The sequence below is a fragment of the Sporomusa sphaeroides DSM 2875 genome, assembly GCF_001941975.2.
In the GTDB taxonomy this organism is placed as follows: domain Bacteria; phylum Bacillota; class Negativicutes; order Sporomusales; family Sporomusaceae; genus Sporomusa; species Sporomusa sphaeroides.
Genome location: NZ_CP146991.1, coordinates 1047875 through 1061661, shown reverse-complemented (window position 1 = coordinate 1061661; position 13787 = coordinate 1047875). Strand labels below are relative to the sequence as shown.

General features: G+C 51.7%; 11 protein-coding genes. All 11 read right to left on the bottom strand.

Going from position 1 to position 13787, the window contains the following annotated elements; all coding sequences use genetic code 11:
- Nucleotides 1-220: 220 nt before the first annotated feature.
- The 11 genes from SPSPH_RS04545 to SPSPH_RS04495 all read right to left on the bottom strand — a co-directional run bounded on the left by SPSPH_RS04545 (nt 221) and on the right by SPSPH_RS04495 (nt 13767).
- Complete coding sequence (locus tag SPSPH_RS04545; protein ID WP_075753648.1) at nt 221-1159, bottom strand: selenium metabolism-associated LysR family transcriptional regulator; 939 nt, start codon at nt 1157-1159, stop codon at nt 221-223.
- Between the two features lie 156 nt (nt 1160-1315).
- On the bottom strand, nt 1316-2635 hold the full coding sequence (gene grdH / locus SPSPH_RS04540; protein ID WP_083945399.1) for a betaine reductase selenoprotein B: 1320 nt from the start codon (nt 2633-2635) through the stop codon (nt 1316-1318).
- A 12-nt stretch (nt 2636-2647) separates the two neighbouring features.
- Nucleotides 2648-3973, bottom strand: a complete 1326-nt coding sequence (locus tag SPSPH_RS04535) for a glycine/sarcosine/betaine reductase component B subunit (RefSeq protein WP_075753642.1) — start codon at nt 3971-3973, stop codon at nt 2648-2650.
- Between the two features lie 18 nt (nt 3974-3991).
- On the bottom strand, nt 3992-5386 hold the full coding sequence (selA, locus tag SPSPH_RS04530; protein ID WP_075753640.1) for an L-seryl-tRNA(Sec) selenium transferase: 1395 nt from the start codon (nt 5384-5386) through the stop codon (nt 3992-3994).
- Between the two features lie 27 nt (nt 5387-5413).
- Nucleotides 5414-6580, bottom strand: coding sequence for a glycine/sarcosine/betaine reductase complex component C subunit alpha (grdD, locus tag SPSPH_RS04525; RefSeq protein ID WP_075753638.1), 1167 nt, complete (start codon nt 6578-6580; stop codon nt 5414-5416).
- Between the two features lie 4 nt (nt 6581-6584).
- Complete coding sequence (gene grdC / locus SPSPH_RS04520) at nt 6585-8126, bottom strand: glycine/sarcosine/betaine reductase complex component C subunit beta (protein ID WP_075753636.1); 1542 nt, start codon at nt 8124-8126, stop codon at nt 6585-6587.
- Nucleotides 8127-8459: 333 nt separating this feature from the next.
- Nucleotides 8460-8927, bottom strand: coding sequence for a glycine/sarcosine/betaine reductase complex selenoprotein A (gene grdA / locus SPSPH_RS04515; RefSeq protein ID WP_083945398.1), 468 nt, complete (start codon nt 8925-8927; stop codon nt 8460-8462).
- An 80-nt stretch (nt 8928-9007) separates the two neighbouring features.
- Nucleotides 9008-9325, bottom strand: coding sequence for a thioredoxin TrxA (gene trxA, locus SPSPH_RS04510; protein ID WP_075753630.1), 318 nt, complete (start codon nt 9323-9325; stop codon nt 9008-9010).
- A 39-nt stretch (nt 9326-9364) separates the two neighbouring features.
- Nucleotides 9365-10294, bottom strand: a complete 930-nt coding sequence (gene trxB / locus SPSPH_RS04505; RefSeq protein ID WP_075753628.1) for a thioredoxin-disulfide reductase — start codon at nt 10292-10294, stop codon at nt 9365-9367.
- 24 nt (nt 10295-10318) lie between these two features.
- On the bottom strand, nt 10319-12187 hold the full coding sequence (gene selB, locus SPSPH_RS04500; RefSeq protein WP_075753626.1) for a selenocysteine-specific translation elongation factor: 1869 nt from the start codon (nt 12185-12187) through the stop codon (nt 10319-10321).
- An 89-nt stretch (nt 12188-12276) separates the two neighbouring features.
- Nucleotides 12277-13767, bottom strand: coding sequence for a glycine betaine uptake BCCT transporter (locus tag SPSPH_RS04495; protein WP_075753624.1), 1491 nt, complete (start codon nt 13765-13767; stop codon nt 12277-12279).
- Nucleotides 13768-13787: the final 20 nt, after the last annotated feature.

Genomic DNA, 13787 nt, shown 5'->3' with positions numbered 1-13787 from the left:
CAACAATCATATCAAAATAAAGTAGACTTAGCTTCAGGTGGGGTTTTAACCCCATCTGAAGGTTAGTCGCCCTTATCCAGGGACTTAGTCGCTCGCCTGTGCCCGTAGGGGTATACTCCCACCTGGAGAGTTGGGAGTCTTAGAGCGAGTTAGTCATCGGATAAAATGCAAGTTTTCTCCGGTACTCCGTTATCGCTGCATATTACCCAGCGGTATTGCTTCAGCGGCAATCTCTTTGCTCGGAATATACAGTAATGTTGCCAGTAAAATAATTTTCCAGATATGCGACAAAAACCCTTTGAACCGGCGATAACACCACTTCTTTTTTAAAAACAAGATGAAATTGACGCGCGAATGCCTGCTGCCCAAGGTCATATACCTTGATTTGTCCGGTTTTTTCATAGGCAGCTGCCGCAACTTTGGAAACAAAGGATATTCCCATTCCCTGGGACACAGCCGATAAAATGCTCTGGGTGTCATGAAAATAGGCTACAATATTCAGATTCTGGACAGAAATGCCTTGCTTATGCAGCAGTTGTTCCATTTCCACACGGGTGCCGGAGCCGTCCCCGCGCATCACAAAAGGCTGCTGCCGTAAAAACGCCGGCAGGTCGCGATACATTGCCCCTTTGTTAACCGGCATCGATTTGGGGGTAATCAATACCAGTGTGTCATGATAGAAAGGAACTGTCAGCAAACAACGGGAATTGACACTTGTGCCCACTATACCAAAATCATACTTGTAGCCCAAAAGCCCTTCCACGACTTGCTGGCTGTCCGCCTGGTGGATATGAAACACAATTCGGGGATACTGTTTTTGAAAGGCGGTAATGATTTCCGGCAGCAGAAACTGAGCAGGCACGGTAGAGGCTAAGATGCTGATTTCTCCAATCATTTCCCGGTCAATCCTACTGACACTGCTGATAGCCTCATCACGCAGTGCAAGGATGCTTTTGGCCCGGTGAAACAACTCTTTGCCTGTCTGGGTTGGATAAACCGCCTTAGTCGAGCGTATCAACAGCTGTGCCCCGATCTCATTCTCCAGAGAACTGATGTGGGCGCTAATAGTCGGCTGAGACAAATAAATCATGTCAGCTGCCTTGGAAAAGCTGTTGTATTGAACCACTGCGACAAACGCTTCCAATTGTTTCATTTCCATCTTTGCTACCTCCCCGTAAAACTCTGCTCAAGCGCTGCCACAAAGCAGCCGCTTCCTGTTTTGTATTGCTTGACTAAGTAATTATACTGAACATATTTTGCCTGTATGCCACACACTCCGCCGGTATTGCTGCCGGCGGAGTGTAAGGACAATCAATTAGATTTTTACTTCAAAGAGTGTTGGCTCTTCAATCGGGGTAGTTAAGGCATCCAGGGCAACGCCTACGCGATGGCGGCGCAGCTTATGCTGCTCTTCCTTCGGAGTGGACGGATTGCCAAGCGGATACGGAATGGAGATGGTCGGAACCAGACGGTTCACGCCCACGGTTTTCGCTACAGGAATCAGGTTTGCCATCTGAACAATGGTAATCCCTGCCCGTTCGATTTCTCTAGTCATCGTTGCACCGCAACGTGTGCAGGTGCCTCAGGTGGAGGTCAGGATAGCAGCTTGTACGCCATCACTGATTAGCTCCTGTGCGATTTCTCTACCCATCCGGGCGGCTTCAGCTTGCGTGGTGCCGGTACCGACTGTGGAATAAAAAAACTTGTATACGCCGCCGATTTTTCCTTCTTTGGCATACTCCTGCAGTACATCCAGCGGAACAATAACGTCAGGGTCATTGTTGGCGGCAGCAGGGTCAAAGCCGGCATGGATGGTCATAAATTCGCCCTTTTTCAAATCGTCCAGGTTCTCAACGTCATACTTGCCCCACTTGGTAGCAGAAGCGGATTGAATGCGGTCAGGATTACCGACAGGCACAATACCACCGGAGGTAACCAGCGCCACTTTCATGGTTGCCAGCTTCTCAGGCGAAATGGCGGGAGCAATCGGAGCGCGCTCAGATTTGGGAATAGGCAGTTCTGACTGGTACGGCTGGCCATTTACTTTTTTCAACAGCATGTCGATTACCCGGTCAACAGCGGCCACAGGCGGGTTCAACCAAACCTGCTCACGGACGCCGCGGCCAAAATAGCCTTCTTCATCAGCCGAATGCAAGGGTTCTTTAGCCAGCAGTTTTTTGGCAAAGTTAGCCATTGCGGTTACATCTTTTTTCATGGCCGCAGCACTGGCGCCGCCCTTGAAGATGTACATTTCTTTTCTGTACATTTCCACGCCAGGGTTTTCGTCGTTCATCGAAGTAATAGCCGGAACGCCGAATTTTTTCTGTACAGCAGAGCAGATATGACCGCAGGCTGCGCCATAACGTCCGGCGCGGAAGGCAGGACCGGCAAAGAATATATCAAACTCTTTATCTTCCAGGAAACCCAGAATGCGCTTTATTGCTTCTTCGGTGTTGGAACCGATAAAATTGTCACCGCAGATAATGGTATGAGTAACTTCAATGTCAGCACCCAGCGCGGCATTAAGTGCCATAGCAGGTCCTACAACACCTTCGCGGATCTCCGGCTCATGATCGGCAAGCTCCTCGCCGCCAATCTGCCCAAAGAACTGGTTAAGATACAGGATTGTTTTCACACTGTTCCCTCCTTAAAATTCCTTCATGGTCTTGGTGGACCAGCCAGCAACCCGGTCACCGCAGAACATAGCGTTATTTTCCATGATAATAGAGCCGTCAGGTTTCACTGAAGGTCCTAATATCTCGTCATTGCTCCAACCGCCGGAAAGACCGTCCCGTGCAAGGGATTCCAGTTCTCCCAATACTACTTTCATCGGTGGCAGCTTAATCAGGCTGGATACGTTACCGCAGGAAACAATAGCATCAGCTATCTCGTCCATAGACACCAGCGGCTGGCTTGCTCCATCCCGTCCGGTGCACTCATTGGTCAGACCTACGGTCTTAACACCGGCTTTCTCCAGGGCAACAATGCAAGCGGTGAAGTCAGCATCCGGGTTGCCGTAGCCTTCCTCAACCACAATCGCGCTGTCTGCGCCTATGCTTTTTGCCATTTGAGCAACAAACAAGGCAGAGCGTTCCTTCTGATCCAGTGCCACGTTGAGGTTGGACATGATCACTCCCAGGAAGTTCAGGGTCTTGCCATGCTCTTGATACAGTCTTTTGATCATCGGGAAGTTTTGGAAATCATAGGTGGACCATTTCGAGGAGCAAGGCATGAAAGAACCGGAAATCATGGCTCCATCCAGCACTTCGTTAGGATGCATAAAGGTGGGCAGCATATGATTGCAGTCCCAACCGTAGTTGAGGTCGTTGTAGCCCATTTCTTCCATCTGAGACTGTGGCTGCAGTACTAAGACAACACTGGGCAGCTTGTTTAAAGCGCTGTCGCGCTTGGTGATAGCAGGAAGCTCATAGACTTCAGTCTCTACCGGTGCCAAGTCTTTTGTGCATGCACCCAGGTATTCTGCCAGGCGCATACCGGCCCAACGCAGTGCACGGTTTTTCTTTTGCTGCTCTTTATGTTCGAAGGTTTCATCGGTATCGGCTACCAGTACCAGATTTTTCAGCTCTGAGAACAGGGTGTACTTAGCGCCTTCCCCCCCCATGTCAATCAAGCCGTCCTGGAAACCGCCCCAATGCTTGCCCACTACCAGAACACTCATATCCTTGAGAGCGTGGGTGGTGCCGTTGCCGGCTTGTACCAGTTTGCCGGTTACGCCGGGGAACACCGGACCGCCGCCAACACGGTGACGAGGCTCAATTGCTTCTTTTACCGGCACCAGGCGAACTTCGTCGCCAGGCTTTACGATGTGCAGCTCAGCCTCGGTGATGTGGCTGTCTTCCCGCACTACTGCCAGGGCTTCTTCTTTATTGACTGTCAGGATTCCGTCGACGTATTCTGTTTTAGCGCCGAACTGTATGTCCCGAACATGAAAATTCACAATATCCAGTTTCATTTCAACAGTCCTTTCGTATTATAATTCTATCCGAAGATCACTGATAATCTGTTTCACACAAAGAACGATATCGGCAAATTCTTCCGGCTCGACTGTACGCAAATCCAGTTGCAGACAATCGTCCGTTATCCTCGCAATAATAGGAACACAATGTTCCCGCAGTTTGCTTTCCAGCCTGTTGGGTGACAACTCTTCCAGATGAATGGCGACCGCATACGATTCCAGTTCCACTGCCGGCAGGGAACCGCCTCCCACACAGGCTGCGCTTTTCACTACGCTGCAGTTGCAGCCGGTTCTGGCAAGTAAATCTGCCAGCCGCTCCGCCTTTTCCCGGACAGCGGCCGCCGGTTCGGCAATCATCCGCAAGGTCGGGATGGACTGCACGGCTTTGGCCGGGTCGAGATACTGGCGCAAGGTAGCCTCCAGCGCTGTAAGTGTCAGCTTGTCAATGCGCAAGGCCCGCAGCAGATGGTTTTTCTTCATGGCAGTAATGTAGGCTGACTTGCCGACAATAATGCCTGCCTGCGGACCACCCAGCAGCTTGTCGCCGCTGAAGCAGACCAAATCCGCCCCTTGGCTGACACACTGTGCCACCGTTGTCTCGCCGGGTATTCCATATGAAGTCAAATCCACCATCAGACCACTGCCCAAATCATAGATGGACGGCAGTTGATGCTTCCGGGCGATTTGCGCCAATTCCCGCATTTCCACCTCGGCGGTAAAGCCGATAATCTTGTAATTGCTGGTGTGTACCTTAAGCAAAGCGCCGGTTTGTTCGGAAATGGCAGCCTCATAGTCGGCAGGGTGCGTTTTGTTGGTGGTCCCCACCTCCACCAGCTTGCAGCCGCTTGCGGCCATAATGTTGGGGACACGAAAGGAACCGCCGATTTCTACTAACTCCCCCCGCGAGACTACCACCTCACGGCCTTTGGTAATGGAGTCCAGCACAAGATACACGGCTGCCGCGTTGTTATTCACAACCAGGGCGGCTTCGGCACCTGTCAGGCGAATGAGCAAGTCTTCCACATGCTGATACCGTGAGCCCCGGCTGCCGTCAGCCAGATCGTATTCCAGATTGGAATACTTGCAGCCTACACCGACCAGCATGGCTTGGCATTCGTCCGACAGCCTGGCCCGGCCCAGATTGGTGTGGAGAATGACACCGGTGGCATTGATGACACCCCGCAGGTGGGGCTGTGACTGGCGCCCCAGTTCCAACCGGATTCCGGCAAGCAGTTCCTCCTGGTCGCAGCGGTCGGCAGCTCCGGTCAGCAGGCGCTGGCGATAGCAGGCCAGTTCGTCCTGGATGACCGACTTAATCAGGCTGCGCGGCAGGTCGCCGGCTTGGTTTTCAATGACCTGCAACAGGTCATCCATCTTAGGTAAGGTACGCAGGCGCTGCTGCTTCGTCATGGAAGGGCCTCCCTGTACAAGTGGTTGTTACTCGCCGATATAGCCTTTGGCAATCAAGATACTTCTGGCCTGTTCTACTTTTGCTTCTGCCAGCAGAACTACCGGTCCGGTACAACCCATGCCGCTTTCGGCATAGATCTTTTCTTTCCATAAGGCCTGTACGGCATCTTCCAAGTCCAAAATTTCAATGCCGTGAATTTCTGCCGTCACTACTTCTTTCGGCGGCTGCACCACCGCTTCGGTGGCTTCTCCGGCTTGTTTTTGGGCCCGGCAGCCGGCAAAGAGGGCATCCAGCCCGGCTTGTTTGGCTGCTTTGAGTTCTGCCGCAAATACGCTCTTGTAGTCGCCGCGAACCAGTTCGGCGGCAAATTCTATGGCGCCTTTGACTACCGGCGCACCGGACGCACGGGATACGATAAGGATGAGCTTGTCGATGTTTTCGCCCATGCCCGGTCCGTAGCCGTAGCCGACCGATTCGTAGCTGCCGCCGGTGCTGTAGGAGGAGAACATTTTCATTAAGATGTTGCCTGTCAGGGAGTCGGCGACCATAACGTCGCAGGAACCCATGAGGAGGTCGTTGCCCCGCATTACAGCGCCGCCGTCGCTTCGCCCTGAAGCGGCAAACCGGATGGGATAGCCGCTGTTTTGCAGTTTTTGCAGCTGGATTTCCGCCTGGCGCGCTCCGTCAATATTGAGGAGGCCCACTGTCGGTTCAGCCACGCCGCAGGCTTTGGCTGTCGCAATCCCATACAGGGCATTGCGCACAAGTCCTTCTACCCGGTCAAGGGCGCTGGTGCCGGTGGTGGTAGCTATGTACATAGCCTTGCCCTTGGCCGGGGTAATGACACGGCCTACGGTGGAGACACCGATGGGGAAAGGGTAGTGCATGGTTACGCCGCCTTGGGCTTCGCCGCTGTCTAACAGGGTTTCCAGCGCTTTATGGCCTTCTTCTTCTGAAGCAATGAGCACGGTTTCTACGCCAGGGCAGGTAGCCGGCTGGGTACCGATGACTTTAACTTTGATGCCCTGCCTGGCTGCCATCGCAGCCGCCTGGTACAGCTCGGCTTCGCCATGTTCACTGCCCATGGCGGTGAGGGCGATGACGGCCCGCGGCGCCTGGGCGCCGGTTTCCAGGGAGTCGGCAAGCTTGAGGAAGGTGTCGGCAATCATGCGGTTGATTTGTTTATCCGCCATAGCGCTACCCCTCCAACTTTCCGGCCAGATGTCCGGCAAACTCCCGCAGGGATGCGGCGATCAGCTGCTGCACCCGGGCTTCTGTTACGCCGGATTCCTGACTCGCACCGCTGTTTTTCTGCAGTACAAAGGAGATTCCGTCAAACAGGTTGGTCATGCGACCTAAGAACAGGCTGCCTTTGCCGACAAACATGGCCCGCTCAATGGAGCCTGCCAGGATTTCCCGTTGGGCAAAGCCCAGGTACGGAACGCCGGAGGGAATATGCCCTTGGGTAGGGGCCCAGCCGGTCATGCCGTGCTTTTCCACGAAGGCGCCCAGTTCGGTTTTTTGGATTTGGCCTTTCATGGCTGCCAAGGCGCCAATCATTTTGTAGTTGGCTTCAGGCACATTGCCTGCTCCGGCCGGTTTGGTGATGTCAGGGTTTTGCATTTCTACCGAGTATTTATCTACATCGGTCAGCTTTAATCCTGCCTTTTCCAGCGGGGTAAAGGTTAAGGAAGAGATGACGTTTTGCGGCGAGGAGCCGGTGCCTACGGTGTGACGGCCCAGGATGTCGGTGTTGAGTTCCGGGTTGATGCCGTCGTTTTCCGAGATGAGCACGGCAAAGCCGGCCACGCAGTCTTCTAATATGGGCAGTCCTTTTTTCAGGTGGTCTTTACCGTTCATACCCAGTTTGGCGGTGGAGCCGCCTGCGGCTACTACGACGTTTTTGAAGACGCCGGCTTTCACCAGGGAGGCTGCCTGTACCAGGGCATGGGTAGGACCGGCGCAGAAACCGCGCACGTCACTGCCGGTGGCATTGACGAAGCCTGCCATTTCGGCTGCCGCTTTGGCAAAGTTGCCGCCGCCGCGTTGGTTCATATCACCGCAGGCTTCTTCGGAGCACTCGATGACATAGTCGATGGCTGCTTTGTCTACACCGGTCTGGTGAATGAGCTGCAGGAGCGAGGCTACGCAGGAGGCTTTGGAAACCAGGTTTTCAAAGATGACATGAGCTGACAGCGAGTCGTCAATGTCATGGGCGGCTTTGACGCAGCCAACCACTTCGCCGTTCAGATGAATGGCTTCCGCGCCGGCGTTTTTGATTAGGTCGGTGATTTCTCCTGCGGCTGCGGCTTTGTCCAAACCGGTCAGCAGGCTGTTGTCGATCAAAGGATGGGCTTCCAGCTTGGCTTTGATGGATTGGCTAACACTCTCATTGAGCTTGACCAGATCAAAGACGTCGCAGATTTTCATCAGGCCGACGAATTCATCCTGGGGCATGATTTCCCCGAACGCACCCTGACGTTTGGCGCCTTCTGCGCGCTTGTCATGCCAAGGCGCAGGGATGGCAGCCAGTTCGTCCGGTGTCATGTTACCGATATATACCTGATTGGGCGGATACGCTACACACGCTTCATAGTCGCGCATGCCGTTTACGATGTCTTTCAGGTAGTCGGAATCCGGTTTTATTCTCTTTTCGGTAGTCTGGGTCGTGCCATTATGAATTACCATGTCTGGCGTATGTGCCAGAAAATAGCCTGCCCCTTTGAGTACGCTGTACATAGGAAACACCCTTTCGTCTAAAGATTAAACGGGCGCCAAAAGATAAGGCCTACTATGTAAGTAATCCTCTCTTTTACCGCCCGCACCATCCGGCTTCTTTCTCAAGAAAGACTTGGCTTACGCCAAATCCGTCAGGACGACGGTAAAATCCTTAGTCGTTTTTATGTCCCAGAATTTTTTGGTGAATTCTGTAGGACAAATAAAGCAGACTTAACTTCAGACAGGTTTCTTGACCCTGTCAAAAGATCAGTCGCCCAACTTCCTGGACTTAGCTGCTCTTAATTCTCACTTGTAAAAATGGAGAATTAGAGAGGGTTTGTCTCAGGATAAAAACTAGAACTTGCAGTACTGATCGCGAATGGATTTCATTTCATCAACAATGCTGTCAATATCAAGCACCATTTCCATCATACTGATTTGTTCTTCATATACCTGTGGATCTACCTCGGCCTTCACTTCCGGCTCGCATATATGGTATACTTTCAGTCCCAACTGGACTCCCGCCAAAGGACCTGCAAAAGTAGGGTCGCCAGCAGTTACGGTTTCAGCAGCAAGTCCGGCAGACTCGCCCTCGGCTGCGCCGAGCAGGATTACGATGTTTTCTGCACCGTATTCCTCCGTAAATTCTTTAACCCGCTTTTGGTTTTCCAGGTCCATAGCGCCCGCAGCAGTTCAGACAAAGCATTCTGTTGATGAGAATACTACATCCGCACCTGCGGTTTGCGCACACAATGCAATCGCAGGACCCGGGATGCCATCCCTGTCGCCGACAATTATGACTTTTTTGTCTTTCAGCAACATAGCCTGATTCCTCCTAATTTTTTTTTATTTAAACGTCAGCGGCCAGAGCCGCTGCCGTTAAATAGCTAAACAGCTAGAGATTAGAGATATTTTTTAATCATTTGCTCCACGTTGTCCGGGGTAGCGTCTTCTTTTACCAGTTCTTCAACTTTTACGCCGCCTTGGTAGATGGCGATAACCGGCAGGCCCATGATTTTCTGGCCGATAGCTAAGCGGCGGGCACCTGTGGTGTTGAGTTTGGTGAATTTGATTTTATCTCCATAGGTTTTTTCAAAGCCTTCAATGTGGGGCAGCAGGGCCTGGCAAGGCACGCAGCCGTCGCCGTAGAAGTCTACCAGTACGGTTCCCTCGGCTTTCAGTACTTCAGGTTCAAAGGTTTCTTTGTCAACTATTAACATATCAGCACTCTCCTTTTGTGTGTTACCGGATGTCCGGTTTTAGTGTTCCAGGTATTTTTCCGCCATCATGGCGGCTATGGCTCCGTCGGCTGCAGCAGTAACTACCTGACGGATATCTTTGACGCGGATGTCACCGGCGGCAAATACGCCGGGGATGTTGGTTTCCATGCGCTCATTAGTAGGAATGTAGCCGTCTTCCAGATTGATAACGCCTTCGAAAATGCTGGACTGCGGCAGGAAGCCGATGAAGCCGAATACACCAAAGGTGCCGTCTTCTTCAGGGGCGTGAATTTCTGTTTCCTCGCCGGTTTTCAGATTTTTTATGACCATGGATTCGAGCAGGCCGTCACCTTTTAATTTGGTGATAACGGTGTCCCACAGGAAGTTGATTTTAGGGTTTTTGAGGGCTTTTTCCTGAATGGATTTAGCTGCCCGCAATTGATCACGGCGATGGACAATGGTTACTTTACGGCCGAATTTGGTCAGGTACATGGCTTCTTCTACAGCCGTGTCGCCGCCGCCAACTACATAGATGTCCATGTCTTCAAAGAAGTTGCCGTCGCAGGTGGCGCAATAGGAAACACCTTTGCCGATGAGTTCTTTTTCGCCTTCGCAGCCAATGGGGCGAGGGAATGCGCCGGTAGCGATAATGACGCTGCGGGCATGGTATTCGCCTTTTTTGCCTTTCAGCACTTTGACATCACCGGAGAAATCAACGGCGGTAATGGCATCCTGGGCGCGTTCCACACCGAACTTTTCAGTTTGGTGAGTCATGCGGGCTACTAAGGATACGCCGGATTCTTCTTCCATGCAGCCGGGATAGTTTTCTACCTCGGAGGTAATTACGATTTGGCCGCCGTCTTTATCTTTTTCGATCAGGAGTGTCTTCATCCGCGCACGGCCGGCATACAGGCCTGCCGCAAGTCCTGCAGGGCCGCCACCGATGATGATTACGTCATATATTTGCATGTTTCTTCGTCCCCTTACTACTATTTATATTAATACCCGCTCTTCGCCCTGGCGGACGGTGAATTTGTCCCTGTCCATTTTCTCCAGAAGTAAGAGCGCATATTTTCTGCTGGTTCCCAGGCTGTCACGGAAATCGGCGAGCCGGATGGCACCTTCTGTCCGGTTCAGCCGGACGGCCGTTTCCTTGGCCTGTACATACAGTTCTTTGAGTATAATAACCTGTCCGTCTACGGCCAGGAAATCGGATTGCAGCAAAGCTTCCAAAACAGCTTGCCTGTCTTTGTCGCTGCCGGCAAGTTCATTGACGGTAAGCGGCGAGTAACCGGCCTGCCGCACGGCGGCAAGCATTTCATCGCGAATAGCACCCAGTTTTTTGGAAAATACCGGTGTGAAACCGGCCTTATAGAGCATCAAACCGCTTTGCCCAATTGCCTCTGTCTCTTTCATCCAGCCCAGCAGCCATTCAAACTCCCGGGGACGGCTTGTCATTTCTAACCGTGCCTGTAATTCAGCCTTAGCCATTCCGGTCCGCAGAGGATATTGGGTATGATAAGGTTCCAAAATATGAAGCGTTTTTTCCAGCAAAGCCTTGAGCGCTTCAATATGAGCAACCCGGTTCTCAAACAGCAGTATCCGGCCTTCTTCCAGCAGTATCTCAAAGTATTTTTCCGCAGCTTCGATGTTGGCGGCAGAAGCAATAGCCTCTTTATCACCAAACAAATTCTCCCTTGCAAATACTTCCAAGACCTGCTGCGGAGCGCCTTGATCCTTGATTTGCATGATATGCAGCGCCTGTTCATCAGTATAACCTGACCGCTTGGCAGCCGGATCAACTACCCTGCCGCCGCCAATGGTCTGAACCGGCGACAGGCTCCGCAGCACAAACCGATCGGCTTTGCGGGCAATCACGGGGGATTCAGTCAGTAGCTTGGCATAGCATTCCTCGCCGGGATAGATTTCTTTGCAGCCCATGAGAACAACTTTAGTTACTACTTCGGCAGCTCCCAGATAGAGTTTGAGCTGCTCCAGGCGCTTGAGCGGCTGGCTGGCATCGGCAGCAACGGAAAGGTATACGTCCAGGACGCTGGTGGCTTGTACCGAACCCGGCTTGGCAACCACACAGCCCCGGTGGACTTCTTCCACCGATACACCGCTCAGATTAAGAGCGGTTCGCTGTCCGGCGCGAGCAGTGGTCACGGCCTGCTCGTGAATTTGAATCCCTCTTACCTTAACCGGCAGCCCCTCGGGATAAATCGCCAGCTCATCATTTAAGCTAATTGATCCTTCATTCAGCGTACCGGTAACAACAGTTCCGAATCCTTTGATGGAAAATACCCGGTCCACCGGCAGCCGGGAAGGCATGGAAACAGCTTCCCGCCGCACTCCTGCCGCCATATCGTTCAGCAAGGCTAATAACTCAGGGATACCTTGCCCGGTAATCGAATCCACCTGTACCACAGGTGCATGCGCTAATGCGGTAGTCGCCAGATATTCTTTGGTATCCTCCACCACCAGCTCCCGGAAGTCGTCGTCGACCATACTAATTTTTGTGAGGACAACAATGGCTTGTTCGATACCAAGATACTGCAGAATATGAATATGTTCCCGGGTTTGCGGCATAATTCCCTCACTGGCGGCGATGACCACCATAGCGATATCAATGCCGCTCGCACCGGCCAGCATATTCTTAACAAACCGTTCATGACCCGGTACATCAACAAATCCTGCTGTTCTCCCACAAGGCAGACTGCAATAGGCAAAACCCAGATTGATGGTAATGCCCCGCCGTTTTTCCTCTGCCAGCGTATCGGCGTCAAAGCCGGTCAAAGCCTTTACCAATGAAGTTTTTCCGTGATCAATATGACCGGCTGTTCCAATTACAATACTATCCATCTACACCTCAACAAACAGCCCTAGAGTAAACCATGGGCGGAAAAGCCCGGCGCAAATAAGCCGGCTCTTTTCCGCTAATGGTTTCAATTCTAAACCTTCTCTTCTGAAAGAGCTTTGTAGATACAGTAGCACATACCCAGCATAATCAGCATGAACGGGAAAGCTCCCGCGATAGAAGCTGTCTGCAATGATTTAATGGCTGCAATACCACCGACCAGAACCAGCATGATGGTAACAGCACCCAGGGTAATCCCCCAGAAGGAACATAATTTTGAGCTGGGGTTCATTTCCCCGCCGCTTGTCAGCATCCCCAGCACATAAGCTGCAGAGTTGGCCGCACCGGCAAAGGAGGCTACAATCAACACAATGGATAACGGAGCAGTAAGCGCATAAAACGGTAACTGTTTGAGAGTAACAAACAACGAGGTTGTTAAGTCTGCTTTAACCGCTGCCTGAATGGCACCACCTGTCATTCCATCAAGATGGAATGCCGCGCCGCCGTATATTCCCAGCCAGATGAGACAAAAACCGGCCGGAAGCAAGGTTACAGCAAAAACAAATTCACGAATAGTACGACCCTGAGAAACACGGGCGATGAATTGTCCGACAAACGCCGCCCACGCAATATACCAAGCCCGATAGAATACCGGCCAGGCTTCAACCCATTCCTTATTGCCCATCCACAGTGTCTGCCCGATGAAGCTCTGCAGATATTCACCAAGTGTATGGGTAAACAGATCCAATTGGAAAACAGTACCGCCGAACAGGAAGATAAACGCCATGAAAGCAATCGAAAGCCAAATCTTAATATCGGCAACCAATTGCATAGCCTTATGTAATCCAGAGGCAGTAGCAAGGGTAAAAATCACAGTCATTACCGCGATAACGATGGCAATCATCAACGGCGATGACGGAATGCCCCAGATGTATTGCATCCCGCTGGCAATCTGATTAGCACCTAAGCCTAAGCTGGTAGATATGCCAAATATGGTAGCAAATACCGTAATTATATCAATAGTCTTACCGATAGGTCCGTGAATGCGATCACCAAGGATCGGATAGAAAACCGAACTGATCAGGCATGGCAACCCTTTCCGGAACTGGAAGTAAGCAAGCGCCAAACCGCAAATCGCATAAATAATCCAGACATGGATACCAAAATCATTAAATGCAATCCGCATGGCTAAGTACATGGCTGCCGGAGTTCCGCCCTCTCCAACCGGCGGCGACATATAATGCACCATGGGTTCGGCAACCGACCAGAAAACCATGCCAATCCCCATCCCGCTGCCAAAGAGCATGGTAAACCACTGGAAATTGGTAAATTCAGGTTTATCATCATCCTTGCCAAGCTTGATACTGCCATAACTGCTAAAGGCAATACCATACAGGGTAATCATAAACACAAACACCGACAGGAGATACAGCCAACCGAAATTACCGGTTAAAAACGACATCACGGCACCGGTTGCTTTACCCATCTGGACAGGCATAACTATACTAAAAACAACAAATAACAGAGCAATAGCGGCAGAAACGTACAAAACAACGTTTTTTTGTGAGCCTTGGCCATTTGACATAAATATCTTTCCCCTTTCTC

Excerpts from the sequence above, each read along its gene's own strand:
- SPSPH_RS04545 (WP_075753648.1), bottom strand. The coding sequence starts at position 1,159 with ATGGAAATGAAACAATTGGAAGCGTTTGTCGCAGTGGTTCAATACAAC.
- SPSPH_RS04535 (WP_075753642.1), bottom strand. The coding sequence starts at position 3,973 with ATGAAACTGGATATTGTGAATTTTCATGTTCGGGACATACAGTTCGGC.
- selA (WP_075753640.1), bottom strand. The coding sequence starts at position 5,386 with ATGACGAAGCAGCAGCGCCTGCGTACCTTACCTAAGATGGATGACCTG.
- grdD (WP_075753638.1), bottom strand. The coding sequence starts at position 6,580 with ATGGCGGATAAACAAATCAACCGCATGATTGCCGACACCTTCCTCAAG.
- grdC (WP_075753636.1), bottom strand. The coding sequence starts at position 8,126 with ATGTACAGCGTACTCAAAGGGGCAGGCTATTTTCTGGCACATACGCCA.
- trxA (WP_075753630.1), bottom strand. The coding sequence starts at position 9,325 with ATGTTAATAGTTGACAAAGAAACCTTTGAACCTGAAGTACTGAAAGCC.
- trxB (WP_075753628.1), bottom strand. The coding sequence starts at position 10,294 with ATGCAAATATATGACGTAATCATCATCGGTGGCGGCCCTGCAGGACTT.
- selB (WP_075753626.1), bottom strand. The coding sequence starts at position 12,187 with ATGGATAGTATTGTAATTGGAACAGCCGGTCATATTGATCACGGAAAA.
- SPSPH_RS04495 (WP_075753624.1), bottom strand. The coding sequence starts at position 13,767 with ATGTCAAATGGCCAAGGCTCACAAAAAAACGTTGTTTTGTACGTTTCT.